Origin of the sequence: Phyllobacterium bourgognense (assembly GCF_003337575.1) — a bacterium.
GTDB lineage: Bacteria > Pseudomonadota > Alphaproteobacteria > Rhizobiales > Rhizobiaceae > Phyllobacterium > Phyllobacterium bourgognense.
This window is the reverse complement of sequence record NZ_QPJM01000010.1, coordinates 17,504-36,877: the sequence shown is the minus strand read 5'-3', so window position 1 is coordinate 36,877 and position 19,374 is coordinate 17,504. Positions and strand designations below refer to the sequence as shown.

Here is a 19,374-nt window from a genome sequence, read left to right as displayed (position 1 = left end):
TGGGTACCAAAACGCAGCGATCAGGCCGCTGCAGAAAATACGGATTTGGGGTTGTCTGTAAGCATGCGCTCGATGGTTCCGGCATCAACGCCATGGCGCTTGAGGCGTGGCACGAAGTGCTTGAGAATATGGCCGTAACCGAAACCGCCGTAGCGTGTCAGCATCATCTTCAGGAATACGTCCTGAGACAACAGGACGCGGTCGCCAAAACCCATATCGACGAGCGAGCGAATGGCACGGGCGTTCTGTTCGTCGGATGGTGACTGAGCATCCTGGTCGGCGTAGTAATAGTCCATGCCGATCATATCGTATTCGAGGAACGCGCCACGCTTGGCGAGCCCGGCCTGGTAAGGCAGATCCTCGTGACTGGGGTTCATATGGCAAAGTATCGTGTGGCGAAGGTCGGCGCCTTCTTCTTCGACGATGTCCAGCACCTGATTGGCAAGACGCTCCCAGCCTGGCAGATGGATCGATAGCGGTACGCCGGTGAGACGGGACGCACGCGCCGAGGCACGCAGGGACTTGCGCTCTTCCGATGTGAAGTCCTTGCTAACGCCAACTTCACCGATGATTCCCGGCATGATCTCGGGTTGCGTATCGCCGCCGCCAACATCGTTGACCAGAAATTCCGTCACCGCATCGACATCCATATCTTTCAGCCATTCGGGATGGGTGTGTTGCAGATAGAACCCGGAGCCCATGACAATCTTCAGATTGGCCATCCGCGAGATACGCCGCAACTTCACCGGATCGCGGCCGATGCCGATGTTGGTGGGATCGACGACGGTGTGGCCACCGAGCGCCTGAAAGCGCTTGAGTTCGGAAAGCGCAAGGTCCGTATCATCCAAGGAAACGTTGTCACGATTCATGTATGGGTTCATGCGCAACTCGCCGATGATCTCGATCGATACGGGCTGATCCGCGATGGCCAATTCGTCGGGATGGCACGGGCATTTCCAGGTTGTCGCTCCATCCAGCAGAATATGCTCATGCATCAGGGTAACGCCCATTTCACCGACAGGCAGCGGCCCCTGAACGGTCATCACGGTTCCGGACTTGATCCCGATTGGCGCACGTCCGCGTTCATTGTTCTGAAAGTCGAGGCCGGTCATTCATCTGCTCCGGATCGCGCCGCGAAACAGCCGGAAGTTCAGCCAGATCGCAACCAAAATGATCGTGCCGGTGACGATGGGCGTGAAGAATGGCGACATGTGCGCAAGGATGAGGCCATTGCCGATAACGGCCACGGTCAAGGCTCCAAGCACGGTGCCAATCAGCGTGCCCCGGCCACCGAAAAGACTGGTACCGCCAAGCACGACGGCGGCAATCACTTCCAGCTCAAAGCCTTGTCCGGCATTGGACGAACCAGAGCCGAGGCGGGCGGCGAGGATGATACCAGCAGCTGCCGCTGCCGTGCTCGAGAGGACATAAACCATCAACGTTGTCAGCCGCGTATCGACACCGGCGCGGCGTACAGCCTCGGCGTTCGCACCAATGCCGGTCACGTAGCGGCCGAAGCGGGTTTCGTTGAAGACGAGATACGCGACAACAAGCACGACGAGGGCAATCAGCGCGGGGACGGGCACACCGAGAAACCAGGCGCGGCCGATGACCGTGAAGGGGCTTGTTGCTTCGACCGGAATGGAATAGCCGCCAGTGATAAGCAGAGCTATGCCGCGGATGACAGACAGCCCGGCCAGCGTGACGATGAAGGCAGGTATGCGCTCATAGGCGATGAAGAAGCCTTGGATTGCACCAATGGCAGCGCCGAGCAGCAGCATAGCGATGATAACCAGTGGCCAAGGTAGACCGGCCTGCAATGTTACCGCCGACAGGGTGGCGACCAGCGCGAGTACGGAACCGACCGAAAGGTCGATACCCCCCGTGGTGATTACGAAGGTCATCGCGGCAGCGACGATCAGCAGCGGCGCCGATTGCCTGACGATGTTGAGGAGATTCGGCGCCGTTAGAAAGGCGTCGGTGATGCCGGAGAACAACAGGCACACGACGAGAAAGAAGATGGCTATCGAAACAACGCTGCCGTTGGCCATGAAACGATCGTGCAGCGTGCTTTTTCGTACGCGCGTTTGAGCGGCGGCTGGATGCAGCGCATCGTTGCTTGAAGTCGATGGGTTGCTCATGGCCGTGCTCCATTTTCTTCGCTGCGGCGCGCCGAACGAGCCTGGAATTTGCGCCCGACAATGAGGTTCACGACGTCTTCGATGCTGGTGTCTTCAATGCGTCTTTCGGCGACATTGCGGCCCTCGTACATAACCTGAATGCGGTCGCAAACCAGGAACAGATCCTGCAGACGGTGGGTGATCAGGATCACGCTGACGCCGCGGGCGCTGACAGCACGAATAAGATCAAGAACTGCCTCGACCTCCGCGACCGCGAGGGCTGCGGTTGGTTCGTCCATGATGAGGACGGAAGGTTCGAAGGAAGCCGCGCGGCCGATGGCGATGGATTGACGCTGGCCGCCGGAGAGATTTTCGACCTTCAAACCCGTATCGGCAATGACGATGCCAAGCCGGTCGAGCATGGCGCGAGCTTCATCGTGCATCCGCCTTTTGTCGAGAAAGGGCATGCCCAATATCCGGCGTCTCGGTTCCCTTCCAAGGAAAATGTTACCCGCCACATCGACGGTATCGCACAGGGAAAGGTCCTGATAAACCATCTCCACATGTTCTGATCTTGCGTCGGCGGGCGAGGAAAAAGACACGGTCTTGCCGTCGATCTCGATGGTTCCTGCGTCCGGTATGACTGCTCCGGACAGGACTTTGCTCAGGGTCGATTTGCCAGCGCCATTGTCGCCGACGAGACCGAGCACTTCACCAGGCTTCAGGCTCAACGATACATTGTCGAGTGTCTGGATCGTATTGTACCGCTTGAATATGCCGGTCATGCGGACCCGGTAGGTTTCATTGCCAATATCGTTCATCGCAATACCATTGGGTTAAAATGACGACAGGATTGGGCGCGGCATGTGCGGCCGCGCCCTTGCAGCACTTGTTCTACTTGAACATGCCGCGGAACTGGTCGACGTTGTCCTTCGTAACGATTGTCACCGGCACGTTGATGATGGGCTCGATTTTTTCGCCCTTCTTCAGCTTGGTCAATGCCTCGATGGCAGCCTTGCCTTCACCGGCGGGGTCCTGCTGAACAACAGCTGTGACCCAGCCGGCATCGATGCCTTCAACGGCCTGCTTGGTGAGGTCCCAACCGAATACCTTGACGTCTCCAGTCCGGCCCTGGCTCGTGACGGCCGAAACGGCACCGACCAGCGCAGGCTCACCCGTCGCATAAAGCGTCGTCATGTCAGGATTGGCGGTCATCAGGTTTTCGGCGGCGGTCAGAGCCACATCCTGAACGTTTTGGCCATCGACCGTATCGAGGAAAGTTATCTTCTGGCCACTGTCCGCAACAGCCTTCTTGAAGCCGTCCAGACGCTGGTTCTGAATGAACGAATTGAGCGCGCCAATCACGCCGATCTTGGCAGTTCCCGACAAGTTGGACTTGACGTAGTCAGCATAGAACTTGCCGATGTCTTCGCCCGCCTTGGTGTTGTCGACACCGACAAAGGCGATGTTGTCGCCGTCGGGAATCTGCGCATCGATAGCAATGACCGGGATGCCGGCAGCTTTGGCAGCAGTGATTGCAGGCTTGACGCCATTCACATCGATCGCAACCAGGATAATGCCGTCGACCTTCTGGGTGATATAATTCTCCATGGCGTCATTCTGGGCGCTTGGAACATTGTTGGCGTTGAAGATAACCAGTTTGGCGCCGGCGGCATCGGCCGCTTTCTGGGCGCCTTCATTGATCTGGTTGAAGAAAAGCGCCTGCTGGTTGATCGTGACCAGCGCAAACGTATCGGCCCAGGCGGACGAGCCAACAACAAGAGACATGGCGATGGCTGCAGCGCAGCCCGAAAGTATTTTGGTAAGACGCATCCCGATTCCCCTTTTTATTTGATGAATTACCCATGTGAGGGCCTCATAAAAACTGAACGCCAAACCATAATTCAAGAGACTTGAATGCATGTCAAGTAAATTGAAAGGCTCTTGGCCTTAGAATGTCGGCGGAGTGTTGACCCAAAAGATACTTGCGCGCTTGTTGCCCGTGTTCCGGTAGGAATGGGGCAGATCGGAGTTGAAGACGAACGCGTCGCCCTCTTTGAGCTCAAACTGTTTTTCACCGACTGTGAGTTCGACTTCGCCGGCGAGGATGTAGCCCACTTCTTCGCCTGCGTGCTGAATTGGACCGGCGCTGGCTCCATCCTTCTCGATATGATGGATGTTGCACTGGAGAAGGTGCCCAGGCGAATAGGGTATGATGCGCTCCAGCGAGATGCCTTCACCGCGCCGTAAAGGATCAAGCGCGATCAGTGGTCTTGCGCCGGCGCGAAAGACGATGCCTTCCTCGCCGTCCGACTCTTCAAACATCCACCCAATATTGGTTTCGAGAACCTGGACCAATCGGTGCAGCATGGGCAGGGAAGGCGATGCCTTGCCGTTCTCGATCTTGGACAGGAGGCTTTCTGAACAATTGGCGGCTTCGGAGAGAGCCTTCAGTGTAAGGCCGCGTGTCTGCCGTGCCAGTTTCAGCCGGATGCCAAGCCGAGCCGGATTGGTCTCAGTGATACCGTTGGGCTGTTTGCCGAGTTCAATCTTGTTCATGCCTTGCCGTGACCTGTCAGCTGGTCATTAGGTTATGAATTCGTAAATCTGGCCAGCAGATTTAGAGTGCACGACCTCGCATACCTTGGCGCTCATAACCTGACAATGCAAGGTCAATCCCATTTCGCGTCGCCGAGGGCATTCAGGGGTATTTTCAGAAAACGTTCACCGTTCGCTTCTGGTTCAGGCAGCCGACCACCATTCATGTTGACCTGCAAGGCTGCCAGAATAAGTCTGGGCATGGGCAGCGTCTTGTCGCGGGCTTGTCTCATTGCCACGAACTCAGCTTGGGAATTGCATTGGGAGACGTGGATATTGTGGCGCTTCTGGTCGCCCACAGTGCTTTCCCACAGAGGTTCGCGCCCGCCGGGTTGATAATCGTGACCGACAAAGACCCTGGTGTCGTCCGGGAGCGCAAGAATCGATTCAATGGACTGCCATAAGTGTTCAGCGCTCCCTCCGGGAAAGTCACAGCGGGCGGTTCCGCCGTCCGGCATGAACATTGTATCGTGAATGAAGGCGGAATCGCCAATAACATACGTAACCGACGCAAGGGTATGGCCCGGTGAGAACATCACGGCCCCGGTCAGCTTCCCAATACTGAAATAGTCTCCGGCGTTGAATAGATGGTCCCATTGCGATCCGTCTGCCGGGAAATCCGGCCAATTGTAGAATCGTTTCCACAGGGCCTGAACCTCGACGATATGCCTACCGATAGCGGTCGTTGCGCCTGTTTTCGTTCGCAAGTAGTCGGCTGCCGAAAAATGGTCGGCGTGCGGGTGGGTCTCCAGTATCCACTCGACCTTCAAGCTATTGGCGTCAACGAACTCCAATATTCGGTCGGCGTTGACGGGTGCCGTTGATCCGGACTTTTCGTCGAAATCCAGAATCGAGTCGATGATTGCACAATGCCGGGTCACGGGATCTGCAACTACGTACTGGACGGAATTCGTTCGTTTGTCGAAGAATGCTTGAACGTCCGGTTTTATGGCGGCTTCCAACATTTTCGCGCGTCCCCCGAGCTTGAGCTCGACACGATTCTCGCCGCTTTTGGTTCAGCTTGTCAATCAGCGTAAAGATTGGGTCACGATACATTATTTTGTTGAACCAGGCGTTGCGCTTTGGCCTTTCGCGATGCGCCGGAAATCACATGAACGATCACAGCAGCGAAAACGATCGATCCACCAAACACTGTACTCTTGCTTGGCACTTCGTTGAATACGAGCCAGACCCAGAATGGCGCCAAGGGGGCATCAAGGGAACCGATCAGCGCCGTTTCGATCGGTGGAAGGAGCTTTGCCCCAAGGGTGAAGAGGGCAAGGCCCACGGCAGAAACCAATATGCCGAAAAGCGCAATGAGCATCAGATCATGGGCCGTAACGCCAAGCGGATCGCCGAGCGGCCAGCAGACGAGGGAACTGACGAGAGCCGACAGACAGGCAGCGGGCATGACAGAAACATCCGGCGAACGGCGGACAATGATCATCAGCACCGCCATACACAGTGTCATGCCAAAGGCGAGAGCATCGCCGAAGATAGCACCTTCGAGGCTGAAACCAACCATAAGCGAGACCCCGGTCGCAGCAGCGATGCTGGCGAGAATGGCGCTCCAGGTCGATCTTTCGCCGAGAACGAACCAGCCAAGAATTGCGGCCACAAACGGGATGGTGGCATAGATGACAGCGACATGCGCTACGGTGGTTTTCTTCAAGGCACTGATGAAAAACATCATGCCGAGCGCGGAAATGCCAACGAAAAGCCAGCCAGCCCGGCCCATGTCGCGGAAGCTCGCCCAGAACCGGCCGCGCTCGGTAAAGACCATCACCGTCGCTCTGCCGAGCGAACCGAAAATCCCGCGCCATGCAAGGATGGTCCAATTGTCCTGCGGGATGACGCGCGTGAACAGACCCGCGAGGCTCCATGCAATGGCCGAGCCGGTTACGAAAATCAGTCCCAGTTGATAAGCCGATGGCTTCATGATTGCCTTGACTGTTCGAACAACGGATACATGCGTGATCTAGCGCCGCTGTTGCGCGAGATGGCAAGGCTTCGAAAGCCAAAATTGAGATGCTACTGACACGGTGATGTCAGCTGTTGCGTAAGTAACGGCTTATGTAGTTTGTATAACGATCACACAATCTTGATTGCATTGCGCCCCGGCTCAATTGACCCAAGTTGCTGATATATCTAACATTGGATTCGTTCTAAGTTCTCGCCAACTTTTGCACGCGCCGAGTATCCCGGCCCGATGGTTGGACGTTTGATTCCAAGGATTGCCTGTGAAATTCGGTCGTTTTCTTACCGGTCTTGGAGTGCTGATTGTTGTCGGTGTTGCGGGCGCTTTTGTTTACGCGTGGAAGCCGGAAATTGCTCCAATCAAACCGCCAGAACGTGCATCCTTCGACCAGGCCTTGATTGAGCATGGGGCGAAACTCGCCGCCGTCGGCAATTGCACGGCTTGCCATACCAATCCCGGCGGAAAATCCTTTGCCGGTGGGCTGACCATTCCGACCCCCTTCGGGACGATCCATTCCAGCAACATCACACCCGACGCGGAGACCGGCATAGGAACATGGTCGGAAGCGGCTTTTCAGCGGGCCATGCGGGATGGAGTTGGTCGTAAGGGCGAGCATCTTTATCCCGCGTTCCCTTATGATCACTTCACCAATGTCTCGGATGACGACAACCGTGCCCTATATGCCTTCCTGATGACACGTCAGCCAGTGAAAGCCACGCCGCCACCGAACGAGCTGCCTTTCCCCTTGAACGTGCGTCTGGTTCTGGCTGGCTGGAAGATGCTGTTCTTCAGGGACGGCGCTTATCAACCCGATGCGAGCCAAAGTGAGGAATGGAACCGCGGTGCCTATCTGGTCGATGGTCTGGGCCATTGTGGTGCGTGCCACACGCCGCGCAACACGCTCGGTGCCGAAAAAGCATCACTGCACCTAGCGGGTGGCGAAGCCGAGGGTTGGAGTGCTTTCGCGCTTGATGGATCATCGCCCGCTCCTGTGGTTTGGGACGAGGAGGGCCTGTACACCTATCTGCGGCAGGGCTGGCATCCGGATCACGGCGTCGCTAATGGCCCCATGAGTGAAGTTACCGGAAATCTTGGGCTGCTGCCTGACAGCGATATTCGTGCAATGGCAACCTACATCGCATCAATCGTGGGCGAACCTTCGGCGGAGCGACGCGCCAAGTCAGAACAACTCCTGCAAGAGATAAAATCGGGCCCGATCACGTCTGCGATAGGCAATGATCAATCGGCGTTAGGCGGAAAGGGTGCTGCGATCTATCAGGCTGCCTGCGCCGCTTGCCATGAAAACGGCCGGCCGCAGCCTTTCGGCGGACTTGATCTGCGGCTCAGCTCCACGGTGCATGCACCAGATGCGCAAAACGCCATCAATATGGTGCTCTACGGTCTTCCAGCAGCAAGTGGCCGCACCAGCGCTATCATGCCAGGATTCGCCGATGTGCTGACAAACGATCAGCTGAACGATCTGCTTGGCTATCTGCGCCAGCACTTTACCGACCAGGCACCGTGGGGCGATGTCGTCCAGCGTGCAGCCGATACCAGAACCGGTAAATACCATGTCAGCGTCCGGCCCTCCGACGGCATCGAGCGCGGCCCCAGCAACATAGGAGCGGAGGATCAGTGATGAAACTCAACGTCAATGGCAGCACGCACGAAGTGGATGCCGATCCCGCGACGCCGCTGCTCTATGTCTTGCGCAACGACCTCGAACTTAACGCTGCCAAGTTCGGCTGTGGTCTGGGGCAATGTGGCGCCTGCACTGTGATGGTAGACGGAAAGGCAATTTTCTCCTGCCTGACACCGATCCTCTTGCTTGAGGGACGGGAGATCAAGACTGTGGAGGGCCTCGGTACCATCGACAGTCCTGGCCCGATGCAACAGGCGTTTATCGAGGAGCAGGCTGCGCAATGCGGCTACTGTATTCCCGGGATGATGATGCGGGCCCAGGCATTGCTGCAATCGAAGCCCGATGCGAGCGATGCAGAAATCCAGACGACGCTTGAACCCAATCTGTGCCGTTGCGGAACGCATATGCGTATTCTCAAAGCGGTGAAACGCGCACGCGAATTGATGAAGACGGCAGCCATGGCACCTGCAAGCGGCGAAAGGAAAGTCTGATGAACGCCCCCCGCTTCCCGAATGTTACGCGCCGCAGCCTATTGCTGGGTACGGGCGCCCTGGTCGTCAGTTTTTCATTGAAAGACCATGCCTTCGCCCAGGAAGGCGAACTCAATGTACCCGCGAAACCGCCAGAACCTGTAGCGACTGGTCCCAAGCTGCCCGGTAGCTTGGCCGATACGCCTTCACTGGACGCATGGATCCGCATCGATGCGGATAGCTCGGTCACGGTCTATACCGGCAAGGCAGAACTCGGGCAGGGAACCAAGACGTCGCTGCGTCAGATCGCGGCGGAAGAACTCGAAGTTCCGCCTGCGTCGATCAATCTGATTACTGCTGATACGGCAATTACCCCGGACGAGGGTTTTACTGCGGGCAGCCAGACGGTCCAGAACAGTGGCACGGCAATCCGCAATGCCGCGGCGCAGGTACGCGAGATCCTGATCCAGCAGGCCAGCAGCAAATTGCAAGTTCCTGCCGATCAGCTCAAGGCGCAAAATGGTCGTATTGTCGGACCCGATGGCAAGTCGATCGGATATGGCGAAGTGGTCATGACCGATATGCTGCATGTGGATGCGCAGCCGAAGTCCAAGCTCAAGTCCCCGGACGCCTATGAATATATTGGCAAGCCTTTCGCGCGTGTGGACATCCCGGCCAAGGTTACCGGCGGTCCCGCTTATGTACAGGACATGCGGCTCCCGGGGATGTTGCATGCTCGCGTCGTTCGCCCGCCAAGCTGGTTCGCCACGCTGAAGGATATCGATACCGCTTCCATCAAGGCGATGCCGGGTGTGGTTGCTGTTATTCGCGATGGCAATTTTCTCGCAGTGGCCGCGGAGAAGGAGTTTCAGGCCGTACAAGCCATGCGGGCTTTGACGGACCTTGCCGAATGGGAAGAAACGCCCCGCCTACCGAACGAACAGGATCTACCCGCCGTTTTGCAAAAGAGCGAAAGCGAGCAGGGCGTTGTCGCTGAGGCTGGCGGCGATTTTACCGGCGGTATAACGACATTCAGCGCTCAGTTCATGCGGCCATACCAGATGCACGCATCGATCGGACCTTCGTGCTCCGTGGCTCATCTTGACAATGGCACAATGACAGTGTGGACCCATACCCAGGGCGTTTATCCGGACCGCAAGGCGATCGCGCAAATGCTGGGCATGCCTCTGGACAAGGTACGCTGCATCCATACGGAAGGGTCAGGTTGTTATGGACACAATGGCGCCGACGATGCAGCCGGCGATGCAGCATTGATTGCGCGCGCCCTTCCAGGCCGTCCTGTCAAAGTACAGTGGATGCGCGACCAGGAGCATCTATGGGAGCCCTATGGTCCGGCAATGCTGACCAAGGTCAGCGCATCGCTCGATGTTTCAGGCAAGATCGTCAATTGGAAATATGACCTTTGGAGCAACACCCATTCGGCCAGGCCTGGTAGTGCGGGCGCACTGCTACCAGGGCAGCTCATGGCGTCGGGCTTTCCGCCGGACAAGCCGGTCATGAACATCACGCCGCTTGGCAATGGCGATCGCAACGCCATACCGCTTTATTCGATCCCCAATATGCGGGTGCTTTGGCACTTCGTCGCCGATATGCCAGTGCGGGTTTCTTCGCTACGTGGGCTCGGCGCCTATGCCAACGTCTTTTCAATTGAAAGTTTCATGGATCAACTGGCGAAGGAAGCGGGGGCCGATCCGGTTGAGTTTCGCCTCAAGCACATGGAGGATCCAAGGGCACGCAAGGTGATCGCGACGGCGGTCGAGGCTTTCAACTGGTCGAGCGATCCCATGCCAGAAGGACGCGGCCGGGGATTTGCCTTTGCCAAATACAAGAACCATGCCGCCTATCTGGCACTGGCGATGGAGATCGATGTCGACAAGGAAACGGGCAAGATCCGCATACCGCGCATCGTTTCTGCGGTCGATTGCGGCGAGGCGGTGGCTCCCGACAACATCCGTAACCAGACGGAGGGCGGCATCATCCAGTCGTTGAGCTGGACGATGTACGAAGAAGTCAATTTCGACAATACCCGGATCATGAGTTCGGACTGGTCGACCTATCCGATCCTGCGTTTTAGTGCGGTACCCGGCACTCTTGATGTCCATATTGTGGATAATCCCGGTTCGCCCTATCTCGGCGTCGCCGAGGCTGCGCAGGGACCGACATCGGCCGCACTTGCCAACGCACTCGCCAATGCGACAGGCAAGCGTCTTTACAATCTGCCTTTTTCGCCGGCGCGGGTGAAAGCAACGCTCGGAGTTTGACACGACTTCAGCGTAACCTGATTTGGCTGGAGCCTCTTGCATCACGCGGTCTTGATTGGTGGGATGCCCTGTCGCATAACTGCGGCGCATTCATCCGCAGCCAGCATTCGCAGCTGGGCTGGAAGCGCGCCACGCCACAGATATCAGGAATCAGACTATGCCAAATACAATCGTTCCCAGCTCCGGTGTTCTTGTCGGTCGCGCCAAAATTCCCGGCCATGCCACCCCGCGGATTGTTGCGGTTCGTGGTGGAGTGGTTTTCGATATCACTGCCAAAGCCGCGCCAACCGTGCGTGATATTGCCGAACTCGACAATCCAGCCAGTTATGTTTCCGGAACTGCGGGGACAAAGCTTGGTAATGTAGACGCCATCATCGAGAACAGCTGGACGAAAAAATACGATCCTGCGCTGCCTGCGCTGCTTTCTCCGATCGATCTGCAGGCTGTAAAAGCGTCAGGCGTGACCTTCGTCGCTTCCCTGCTCGAACGGGTCATCGAGGAACAGGCGAAGGGCGACAAGGCAAAGGCCGACTCACTGCGCGACGACGTTCTCAAGCTTATCGGCGCGGACCTCTCAAAGATCGTGCCGGGTTCCCCTGCGGCGATGCAGGTCAAGGAGGCGCTGATCGCCCGTGGCGTCTGGAGCCAGTACCTCGAAGTCGGGATCGGCCCCGATGCCGAAATCTTCACCAAGGGTCAGCCCATGTCGACCGTGGGCTTCGGAGCCGACGTCGGATTGCACCCGATTTCGAGCTGGAACAATCCGGAGCCCGAAATTGTGCTGGTCGTTTCAAGTGCCGGTCGCATCGTCGGTGCAACGCTTGGCAACGACGTCAATCTGCGCGATGTGGAAGGACGCTCGGCATTGCTGCTGGGCAAGGCAAAAGACAACAACGCCTCTGGGTCTGTCGGACCATTTGTTCGCCTGTTTGACGGTGATTTCACGATCGAGACCGTCAAGGCGGCGGAACTCAGCATGCGCGTCGAGGGAGAGGACGGGTTTGTGCTCGATGGCCATTCCAGCATGGCGAAAATATCACGCACACCGGAATCGCTTGTTGAAACTACGATCGGAAAGCACCATCAGTATCCGGACGGTCTTGTGCTCTATCTCGGCACCATGTTCGCGCCGGTCAAGGATCGCGATGGGCCGGGCAAGGGTTTCACCCACAAGATGAACGATGTCGTTTCGATCTCGACACCATCGCTGGGAACATTGTCAAACCGTGTACGGCTTTCAACCGAATGCGCCCCATGGACCTATGGTGCAAGCCATCTGCTGCGTGATCTCGCGCGGGCGGATTTGCTCTAGGTCCAGAAATAACGGACGATGTGAAAGAAGATCGGGGCGGCAAAGACCAGACTGTCGGCCCGGTCAAGCATGCCGCCATGGCCCTCGATCATGTGGCCCCAATCCTTGACACCGCGATCGCGCTTTATCGCCGAGGCGACCAATCCGCCGAAGAACCCCATGATGCAGGCGAGCGCGGCCATCAGGCCGGCTTGTGGGGGTGTGAAAGGCGTCAGCCAATAAAGTGCGGCTCCGAGGAGTGATGCGCTGATAACGCCACCGATCAAACCTTCCCAAGTCTTGGATGGCGATATTTTAGGCGCTACCTTATTCCTGCCGAAGAGCTTGCCGAACACATATTGTAGCACGTCGCTACCCTGCACAGTAGCTATCAGAAAGGCGATCAGCAGCAGGCCTTTGCCCTCGAACTGCGGTATCGAAAGCGTAAGCAATGCAGGTACATGGCTGAGGCAATAGACCGAGAGCATGATACCCCATTGCTGCTCGCTGACTCGCTCGAGGAACCGCTCCGTGTCGCCGGAGATCGCTGTCAAAGCGGGCATTGCAAGGAAGCAATAGACTGGCACGAAGATGGAGAACATTCCGTACCATTCGATCCAGAGCAGATAGTACTGAACCGGAATGATGACCAGAAACATGCCGAGGAGTATCCAGTGGTCACCGCGGCGCGTGTGTGTCAGCGTCACGTATTCGCGCAAGGCCGCAAAAGAAACAAAGGCGAACAGCAGGATGACGCCTCCCTTGCCGAAAAGGAATGCAATGGAGATGGTGGCGATCATGATCCACCACGCCTTGATCCGCGAGTTCAAATTGGCGAGTGTTGAAGGCAGAACATCGCCTTTGCGTGTGCTCTTCCAGCTCAGCGCGGTCGCGACGGCGCTGGCGGCCGTCAATATGCCAACGAGGCCAAGGAACAGCCAGATCGTTTCAGCCATGATTGAGCGACCTCTGGTGTTCCGGGTCTAGTTCAAGTAGAGCCTGCCGCGCCCTGTCGAGAAAAGCATGACGATCTTCGGCGGGCGTAAGCTCGACAGGTGCGCCGAAGATAACGCGGCAAAGCAACGGCACCGGTAGAAGAGCACCTTTGGGAAGAACGCGCGACATGTTTTCGATCCAGCACGGGATGAGCTCAACATCCGGACGGGCGAAGGCCAGGTTGTATAGGCCCGAACGGAACCGCAGCAGTGGATCATCGGTCATGTTGCGCGTGCCTTCGGGAAAGATGATCAGCGAGTGACCATCTTTGAGTGCGTCCAGCATGATGACCATCGGATCTTGCTCACGCTCCACCCAGTTCCGCTCTACGAGTACCGTATTGAGCAGGTCACGCGCCAAAAGGTGCCGGATCCTGTTTTTCCTCCAGTAATCAGCTCCAGCGACCGCACGGGTGCGTTCGCGCTCTTCCGGGAGCAGGCATGTGGAAAGCAGAATGAAATCGCCATGACTGGCATGGTTGGCGTAATAGATTCGCTGGCGCTTCGACGGCGCACAGCCCTGCCAGATCGGCCGCACGCCAGTTATGGCGCGCGCGACGCCGGCAAGCACCATGGCAGCCGCTCGCCGCAATAGCGGTTTGGTTTCTATCATATACCCCCTCTGGTTGTTTTTAACCGGTCCACAACCCATAGGCTGTTATCGCAGCGAATAAAGCAAGAAAAGCCGCAAAAGCAAGATGCAGTTTCATCAGGAGGCTGTTGGTTCGTGTCATGCGCGCTTGCAAAGGTCGCGTCCTATCAGGCCGCGTTCGCAGATGCATTCGCGCGAGAATATCGTCCACCGCGCGGCAGCCCTCCGTTTCGTCGTCATGGGATGCGATAAAGCGAAACAGCGCTGCATCGAAACGAAGATAGACGGCCAGGAAAAGGGTCAACAACCCGCCGATGATCAACAGGGGCCAGAGCCAGCTGAAAAGCGGACCTCCTGCATCGCCGATGATCGATGATGCAACCAGAAGGACGCATGTCAAAAATCCATACGTATGCGCCCGGTGTTTCAATCGGGCCGCGAAAGTTGCGGCGTCTTCCTCCATGGAAATCACCCCATTTGATTGTGCCGTATGGCTTGTTATTACATATGATCCAGGAGGGGACGGATTTCAAATCAGTTCGCGACGCACGAGACGCTCACGTGAGCGAATTCAGGAGTTCCTTGATTGTTGCCGCACTGGTAGGGCGGCCGAAGAGCCATCCTTGTCCGTCAACCTTGGGGACGAGAGCCGCAAAATAGTCACGCTGGGCGGGCGTCTCGATACCTTCGACGACGATATCCAGATGATGCACATGGGCCATGCCAATGATCTGTGGCACGATTGACACCGAGACGGAACCGGTTCCGATCGTTTGGGTAAACGATCGGTCGATCTTTATCCCGTCGACATTGAGTTCACCGAGATAGGCGAGGCTCGAGTATCCGGTACCGAAATCATCGATGAATATCCGGTGCCCGCGGGATCGCAGGCGCTTGATTGCCTCTATGGCGTCGACGGCGTTGGCGGTCGAACGTTCTGTGATTTCAAGCACAATCTGGCGACTGGCGACGTTCGCCTCCTCAAGCCGCGACGCGAGCTGGGCACTGAAATCGCGATTGAATAGGTCCGCAGCGGCTATATTGATGCTGATGTGAAAATCGGGATTGGCATCGAGAACTGGCGCCATGTCCTTAAGCACATTTTCGATAACACGAATGGTAAGTCGGTTAATCAAACCGGCTTTCTCAGCAACAGGGATAAACACGTCCGGGGGTATCGTTTCCCCCTTTTCCTTCCACCGCACAAGCGCTTCGGCTGCTACGGTGCGACCTGTCGCTATATCGACAATAGGTTGATACTCGATCGTTAGTCTATTATGCCCAAGCGCCTGTTGCAGCCTCGTTTTCATGCTCAGATTGTTACGTTGGAGCAGGATGATAATCGTGGCGAGAGCGCCACCGAGCGTAGCGCCAAAAATCGAGATGATTGCCGTGATCGGCTGCGCTGATGCTTCAAGCTGACTGACCTCGGCGTGGACCGTCACGCATGCCATGTCTCGGCAGGCATCACGGTAGACAATATCTCCGGTACGGCCAACGCCATCGGCTGGTTTCACGTCAAGCTTGCCGATATTCAATGGACCGAACATCCCGACTGTAGAAGATGAGCCTTGTGGATTGTACATCACGACGTAGGCATAGGCGGAATTTTTAAGCGTTTCAAAAGAGGCGGGATCCAGTACTACATTTCCCTTGCCAATACCGATAATTGGGGCGCTGGAATTGGATATGGCCAGGCGCGAATTGGCATAAATCAGCTTCCCCGCAGGTGTTTCGAGATCATGTGCGACCAGAGGCATCGGCGTTTTTCCGTTACCGAACACCGCGGAGCAATGGAAAAATCCATCGCTCACTCTCCCCATGTCCTTGAGATACCTGGTGCCGAACAGCACGTCCCGCAAATAGGATATTTCCTTGTCCGAACAGAAAGGATAGGGGGACGTATTGATGACTGTCAGCATCCTGTCGGCTTCGGTGAAAACATCCACCGCGCGATCAAGAAGTCGTTCAGAGAAAAGTCGCATCTGCCCGCGGTCACTTGAGATGACGACAAGCCTGCTGATCCACATGCCGCACACGGCGCCGGCGGCAATGAGCACAGCAATCAATATTGCTCTGTACCACAGCCCATCAAAATAGCGCGACATTAGGAGAATCCACCAAGCTTTCCACCACGGGATCGACACGCCAGTTTGTTGACTCGAGCGCCAGCTTATCAATGACACTACGACCGTTAATATTTCTCTGATTTTCCGGAATCCAGGGAAAACTAAGTAGTTTGATTTAATTCTAGCGCAGATGCCGGCATATCCCGGGTATCATCCATACTGACATGAATGGGTCGACCGTCGTGCTACGATTGAACGCGGCGACCAGTGTTTAAGACACTGATCTGGCTGACTGCGTTAAGTGACGAAGAGAGGAGATTTACCATGCCCAAGATTAGTATTGATCGTCGTGCCTTGCTTCTCAGCTGCGGCGGTGCCGTCATCGCTGCGCCCGTCGCAGCAGCTTTCACCATAACGCCGCCACACCGGGACACGGAACCGTCCAGCGATCTGCTGGGGCTAATCAAGATGCACGAGAGAACGTACGAAGCGTTTGGCAAGGCAATCCAAGAGAAGGACGACACCGGTCACGGACATGACAAAGCCGGCCGAGCCGAGGAAGAAGCGCTTTTGGCTGTCTGCGCCTATTCCGCGATCAGCGAAGGGGATCGCCGTACCAAGGCCCGATATCTTTTGACTATCGCGGCACGAGGCGAGCTCGACCTGCCAGAACAGATGCAGGCTCTTCTTCACTCGGCGATACCGACAGATTGCCCAACGTTGCCGCCGCTACGCCGGCTGTGACGATCATGGGCGTCCTGCTCTATTCCTCCGTAGATGCACGTTTAGTGGTCTTCAATTGAACGTTTACGTGGCTCCTTATCTGTGACGAGCTTCGCAAGTTCCGAGACTGACCACGGCTTGTCTGCCCCGGTATCGTTGGCGACCTGAAGAATCCGGATCGGCAAGCAAACAGCAGTATACCAATCCTCGCTGCGGGCAGTTGTCTCTGCCTTTTCGAGCGCGGTGTCCAATTCTTCTTGTGTGACAACTCCCTTGGCGACCAACAAGCGATTGATCGATGCTATGGCCAGACAGAGACCTTCAAGTTGCTGGTTGACTCCATGCATGGCTGTATCCTCCGACTGAACTATTCGGGCGGATAAAATGTGCCCTTAAACCAACGCACAAGAACGCAGTTCGATCCAATCCCGCCAGGGGCATTCATCAACCTGTGTCATAACTAGGACACAACCAGGTGCAGACTCGTGGCAAGGGCCTGCCGTGCCCTAGCAGCTTGATTCAGTGAACCCGAATTGCAGTTCGCCACACCCGAAACAAAATGCTGAGGCTAAACGCGATGTATTCCGACGTTGACCGCACCCCGGTATCGATCATTATTTCCAACTACAACTACGCACGCTTTCTACGGCCGTGCATCGATAGCGCGCTGGAGCAGGATTACGGAGATGTCGAGGTCATCATTGTCGATGATGAATCGACCGATAATTCCGTAGAAATCATCGAATCATATGGCGGAAGGGTGCGCCCGTGCCTCAGGACACGAAATGGCGGGCATGCAGCCGCATTCAACACGGGGTTCGCGGCGTCATCGGGGGAGATCGTTCTCTTTTTGGACGCTGACGACTACCTTTACCCAAATGCGGTATCAGAGGCGGTCAGCGCTTGGGAAGCGACAATCGCCCAGATGCAATTCAGACTGCATATCGTGGATGAGCAAGAACAGATCAAGGATATCTTCCCGCCACCTGAACTACCGTTCGATTCCGGTGATGTCGTTCCGAAACTCTTGCGCAAGGGCCGTTACCAAACCACGGTGACTAGCGGTCTTGCCTTTGATCGATCAACGCTTGAAACGATCATGCCAATTCCTGAACAGGACTTCAGGCAGGGGGCTGACGGATATCTGGCTACGCTGGCACCGCTCTACGGAAAAGTGACGTCGCTAGAGGCCTGTCTCGGAGCTTACCGAATCCATGGCGGCAATCACTCGGTCTTTGCAGAAAAATTTGGCCAACGGGCCCGCTGGCGGGTGGAGCATGATTTCCGTCGCCTGGAGGCCCTGTCGGACCAAGCGGCGGAGATCGGCCTGACCGTGCAGCAGGATGCCAATCTGCATGATCCGGTTCATCTGGAAGAGCGCTTGGCATCCTTGTGCGTCGATGAAAGCCAGCACCCCGTCGCCGATGATTCCAAGCTGGCTTTGGCCGTCGCAGGCGTAAGCGCCAGTCTGGAAATGAACGCATCCTTGCGCCGTCGGGCGGTCCTTGCGGCGTGGTTTTTATCCATCGGAGTGCTGCCGCGGCAGATGGCGAAAACGGTCTTGGCATGGAAGCTTGTCGCATCGTCCCGGCCGGCGTTCCTGTCACGGATGTCAAAGACCATCCGGCGCACGATGGATTAAATCTATCTTGAACCGTGTACCGGTGCTGGAAATGGCCTATGATAATCGATGGGACGACCTAGCAGAGGAGGCAGGCATGATGAATTTGTACGGTCGGTTTCTTGGCGGCGCCATCTTTATGACGGCAATTGTCTCGGGCGCTGCAGCGCATCACGGCTGGTCTTGGGCCGAGGCCGATCAAATAGAGCTCAAGGGTGTAATCCGTGAACTCTATATCGGCCCACCGCACCCGACGCTCGATGTGGAAACTGCGAATGATGGTCTTTGGCGGGTAGAACTCGGCAATCCGCGTCAGACCGAACGCTCCGGCTTTGTCCAGGGCTCGGCAAAAATCGGCGATGAGGTAGTTGCACTCGGCAATCGGTCCACTGACCCAGGCGAAAAACGTTTGAAGGCAGTGCGGATCGCCGTAGGTGGGAAGACATTTGATATCTACCCCGAGCGCATAAAGACGAACTGATCAACGTTTTGATGGAGTTTTTGCAAGCGCTTTCCGAGTGGCCCGGAGCGGTAATGCTTCGGCGGTTTCAGATTGCCTATCTGCTTGTCAACGCGGCGCATATTCTTTCGATCGGTCTTGTCTTGGGCGCCATCATCACACTGGACCTTAGAATAATGGGGCTATTCAGGCAGTATCCGATCGGCGCGCTTGGCCCACCTCTTTCACGTGTTGCTGCAGCAGGTATTGGGCTTGCCATTCTCACTGGATTGATGCTCTTTTCGGTGAGGCCCATCGCATACATTCACAATACCGCCTTCCTCATCAAGGTCGGAATAGTCGGTTTGGGTATCACCAACGCTTTGCTGCTCAATCAAAATCGCCATTGGCGGCTCGCACTTATGAACAAAGAGCCGTCCAGAAGAGTGCAGCTTTCAGCATTCCTGTCCATGGCCTTTTGGGTCAGCGCCATAATTGCCGGTCGGTGGATCGGGTTTCTCTAATCAATGTGCGCCCTATCGCCTGTCTGGAAG

General features: G+C 56.5%; 20 protein-coding genes. 8 read left to right on the top strand and 12 right to left on the bottom strand.

The window, feature by feature from the left end; all coding sequences use genetic code 11:
• Window positions 1-20 precede the first annotated feature (20 nt).
• The 7 genes from C7476_RS17070 to C7476_RS17040 all read right to left on the bottom strand — a co-directional run bounded on the left by C7476_RS17070 (window position 21) and on the right by C7476_RS17040 (window position 6,657).
• Window positions 21-1,112 (bottom strand): phosphotriesterase family protein, encoded by a 1,092-nt coding sequence (locus tag C7476_RS17070; RefSeq protein ID WP_114431107.1) that lies wholly within the window; start codon window positions 1,110-1,112, stop codon window positions 21-23.
• A complete protein-coding gene (locus C7476_RS17065; RefSeq protein ID WP_181872481.1) occupies window positions 1,113-2,141 on the bottom strand; it encodes an ABC transporter permease in 1,029 nt (342 codons plus the stop codon).
• Entirely contained in the window at window positions 2,138-2,941 is an 804-nt protein-coding gene (locus tag C7476_RS17060; protein ID WP_114431106.1) for an ATP-binding cassette domain-containing protein, read from the bottom strand. Before C7476_RS17060 ends, C7476_RS17065 begins: the two co-directional genes overlap by 4 nt.
• A 73-nt stretch (window positions 2,942-3,014) precedes the next feature.
• Window positions 3,015-3,953 (bottom strand): ABC transporter substrate-binding protein, encoded by a 939-nt coding sequence (locus C7476_RS17055; protein ID WP_114431105.1) that lies wholly within the window; start codon window positions 3,951-3,953, stop codon window positions 3,015-3,017.
• Window positions 3,954-4,070: 117 nt separating this feature from the next.
• Window positions 4,071-4,679 (bottom strand): cupin domain-containing protein, encoded by a 609-nt coding sequence (locus C7476_RS17050; RefSeq protein ID WP_114431104.1) that lies wholly within the window; start codon window positions 4,677-4,679, stop codon window positions 4,071-4,073.
• A 113-nt stretch (window positions 4,680-4,792) separates the two neighbouring features.
• Entirely contained in the window at window positions 4,793-5,683 is an 891-nt protein-coding gene (locus tag C7476_RS17045; RefSeq protein ID WP_114431103.1) for an MBL fold metallo-hydrolase, read from the bottom strand.
• An 80-nt stretch (window positions 5,684-5,763) separates the two neighbouring features.
• A complete protein-coding gene (locus tag C7476_RS17040; protein ID WP_114431102.1) occupies window positions 5,764-6,657 on the bottom strand; it encodes a DMT family transporter in 894 nt (297 codons plus the stop codon).
• 301 nt (window positions 6,658-6,958) lie between these two features.
• Here C7476_RS17040 and C7476_RS17035 point away from each other — a divergent pair, with 301 nt between their 5' ends.
• The 4 genes from C7476_RS17035 (at window position 6,959) to C7476_RS17020 (ending at window position 12,402) form a co-directional block, all read left to right on the top strand.
• Window positions 6,959-8,335 carry a cytochrome c gene (locus C7476_RS17035; RefSeq protein ID WP_114431101.1) on the top strand — a complete coding sequence of 459 codons (1,377 nt, stop codon included), beginning with the start codon at window positions 6,959-6,961 and terminating at the stop codon, window positions 8,333-8,335.
• Entirely contained in the window at window positions 8,332-8,829 is a 498-nt protein-coding gene (locus C7476_RS17030) for a (2Fe-2S)-binding protein (protein WP_181872480.1), read from the top strand. Before C7476_RS17035 ends, C7476_RS17030 begins: the two co-directional genes overlap by 4 nt.
• Window positions 8,829-11,090, top strand: coding sequence for a xanthine dehydrogenase family protein molybdopterin-binding subunit (locus C7476_RS17025; RefSeq protein WP_114431099.1), 2,262 nt, complete (start codon window positions 8,829-8,831; stop codon window positions 11,088-11,090). The genes C7476_RS17030 and C7476_RS17025 overlap by 1 nt, the downstream gene beginning before the upstream one ends.
• A 157-nt stretch (window positions 11,091-11,247) precedes the next feature.
• Window positions 11,248-12,402, top strand: coding sequence for a fumarylacetoacetate hydrolase family protein (locus tag C7476_RS17020; RefSeq protein WP_114431098.1), 1,155 nt, complete (start codon window positions 11,248-11,250; stop codon window positions 12,400-12,402).
• Here C7476_RS17020 and C7476_RS17015 read toward each other — a convergent pair.
• The 4 genes from C7476_RS17015 to C7476_RS17000 all read right to left on the bottom strand — a co-directional run bounded on the left by C7476_RS17015 (window position 12,399) and on the right by C7476_RS17000 (window position 16,076).
• On the bottom strand, window positions 12,399-13,337 hold the full coding sequence (locus C7476_RS17015; RefSeq protein WP_114431097.1) for a phosphatidate cytidylyltransferase: 939 nt from the start codon (window positions 13,335-13,337) through the stop codon (window positions 12,399-12,401). The two genes, C7476_RS17020 and C7476_RS17015, sit on opposite strands and share 4 nt — an antisense overlap.
• Window positions 13,330-13,989 (bottom strand): lysophospholipid acyltransferase family protein, encoded by a 660-nt coding sequence (locus C7476_RS17010; RefSeq protein ID WP_114431096.1) that lies wholly within the window; start codon window positions 13,987-13,989, stop codon window positions 13,330-13,332. Before C7476_RS17010 ends, C7476_RS17015 begins: the two co-directional genes overlap by 8 nt.
• A gap of 19 nt (window positions 13,990-14,008) precedes the next feature.
• Window positions 14,009-14,431 carry a hypothetical protein gene (locus tag C7476_RS17005; RefSeq protein ID WP_114431095.1) on the bottom strand — a complete coding sequence of 141 codons (423 nt, stop codon included), beginning with the start codon at window positions 14,429-14,431 and terminating at the stop codon, window positions 14,009-14,011.
• Between the two features lie 94 nt (window positions 14,432-14,525).
• Entirely contained in the window at window positions 14,526-16,076 is a 1,551-nt protein-coding gene (locus C7476_RS17000) for an EAL domain-containing protein (protein ID WP_114431094.1), read from the bottom strand.
• A gap of 285 nt (window positions 16,077-16,361) precedes the next feature.
• Between C7476_RS17000 and C7476_RS16995 the strand changes: the two genes are divergently transcribed.
• Window positions 16,362-16,781: a hypothetical protein gene (locus tag C7476_RS16995; RefSeq protein WP_114431093.1), complete on the top strand. Its 420-nt coding sequence runs from the start codon at window positions 16,362-16,364 to the stop codon at window positions 16,779-16,781.
• A 41-nt stretch (window positions 16,782-16,822) separates the two neighbouring features.
• On the opposite strand, the gene C7476_RS16990 is transcribed toward C7476_RS16995, so the two are convergent.
• A complete protein-coding gene (locus C7476_RS16990) occupies window positions 16,823-17,107 on the bottom strand; it encodes a hypothetical protein (protein ID WP_114431092.1) in 285 nt (94 codons plus the stop codon).
• Window positions 17,108-17,337: 230 nt separating this feature from the next.
• Here C7476_RS16990 and C7476_RS16985 point away from each other — a divergent pair, with 230 nt between their 5' ends.
• The 3 genes from C7476_RS16985 to C7476_RS16975 all read left to right on the top strand — a co-directional run bounded on the left by C7476_RS16985 (window position 17,338) and on the right by C7476_RS16975 (window position 19,344).
• Complete coding sequence (locus C7476_RS16985; protein ID WP_114431091.1) at window positions 17,338-18,402, top strand: glycosyltransferase family 2 protein; 1,065 nt, start codon at window positions 17,338-17,340, stop codon at window positions 18,400-18,402.
• A 76-nt stretch (window positions 18,403-18,478) separates the two neighbouring features.
• Window positions 18,479-18,862 carry a DUF6152 family protein gene (locus tag C7476_RS16980; protein ID WP_114431090.1) on the top strand — a complete coding sequence of 128 codons (384 nt, stop codon included), beginning with the start codon at window positions 18,479-18,481 and terminating at the stop codon, window positions 18,860-18,862.
• A gap of 53 nt (window positions 18,863-18,915) precedes the next feature.
• Entirely contained in the window at window positions 18,916-19,344 is a 429-nt protein-coding gene (locus C7476_RS16975) for a DUF2214 domain-containing protein (protein ID WP_245426396.1), read from the top strand.
• The last annotated feature ends 30 nt before the right edge of the window (window positions 19,345-19,374 follow it).

What these genes read in the sequence shown, in the direction of transcription:
- C7476_RS16985 (WP_114431091.1), top strand. Translation starts at nt 17,338, where the DNA reads ATGTATTCCGACGTTGACCGCACCCCGGTATCGATCATTATTTCCAAC.
- C7476_RS17015 (WP_114431097.1), bottom strand. Translation starts at nt 13,337, where the DNA reads ATGGCTGAAACGATCTGGCTGTTCCTTGGCCTCGTTGGCATATTGACG.
- C7476_RS17065 (WP_181872481.1), bottom strand. Translation starts at nt 2,141, where the DNA reads ATGAGCAACCCATCGACTTCAAGCAACGATGCGCTGCATCCAGCCGCC.
- C7476_RS17000 (WP_114431094.1), bottom strand. Translation starts at nt 16,076, where the DNA reads ATGTCGCGCTATTTTGATGGGCTGTGGTACAGAGCAATATTGATTGCT.
- C7476_RS17010 (WP_114431096.1), bottom strand. Translation starts at nt 13,989, where the DNA reads ATGATAGAAACCAAACCGCTATTGCGGCGAGCGGCTGCCATGGTGCTT.
- C7476_RS17005 (WP_114431095.1), bottom strand. Translation starts at nt 14,431, where the DNA reads ATGGAGGAAGACGCCGCAACTTTCGCGGCCCGATTGAAACACCGGGCG.
- C7476_RS17025 (WP_114431099.1), top strand. Translation starts at nt 8,829, where the DNA reads ATGAACGCCCCCCGCTTCCCGAATGTTACGCGCCGCAGCCTATTGCTG.
- C7476_RS17020 (WP_114431098.1), top strand. Translation starts at nt 11,248, where the DNA reads ATGCCAAATACAATCGTTCCCAGCTCCGGTGTTCTTGTCGGTCGCGCC.
- C7476_RS16995 (WP_114431093.1), top strand. Translation starts at nt 16,362, where the DNA reads ATGCCCAAGATTAGTATTGATCGTCGTGCCTTGCTTCTCAGCTGCGGC.
- C7476_RS16980 (WP_114431090.1), top strand. Translation starts at nt 18,479, where the DNA reads ATGATGAATTTGTACGGTCGGTTTCTTGGCGGCGCCATCTTTATGACG.
- C7476_RS17055 (WP_114431105.1), bottom strand. Translation starts at nt 3,953, where the DNA reads ATGCGTCTTACCAAAATACTTTCGGGCTGCGCTGCAGCCATCGCCATG.
- C7476_RS17070 (WP_114431107.1), bottom strand. Translation starts at nt 1,112, where the DNA reads ATGACCGGCCTCGACTTTCAGAACAATGAACGCGGACGTGCGCCAATC.
- C7476_RS17045 (WP_114431103.1), bottom strand. Translation starts at nt 5,683, where the DNA reads ATGTTGGAAGCCGCCATAAAACCGGACGTTCAAGCATTCTTCGACAAA.
- C7476_RS17040 (WP_114431102.1), bottom strand. Translation starts at nt 6,657, where the DNA reads ATGAAGCCATCGGCTTATCAACTGGGACTGATTTTCGTAACCGGCTCG.
- C7476_RS17060 (WP_114431106.1), bottom strand. Translation starts at nt 2,941, where the DNA reads ATGAACGATATTGGCAATGAAACCTACCGGGTCCGCATGACCGGCATA.
- C7476_RS17050 (WP_114431104.1), bottom strand. Translation starts at nt 4,679, where the DNA reads ATGAACAAGATTGAACTCGGCAAACAGCCCAACGGTATCACTGAGACC.
- C7476_RS16975 (WP_245426396.1), top strand. Translation starts at nt 18,916, where the DNA reads ATGCTTCGGCGGTTTCAGATTGCCTATCTGCTTGTCAACGCGGCGCAT.
- C7476_RS16990 (WP_114431092.1), bottom strand. Translation starts at nt 17,107, where the DNA reads ATGCATGGAGTCAACCAGCAACTTGAAGGTCTCTGTCTGGCCATAGCA.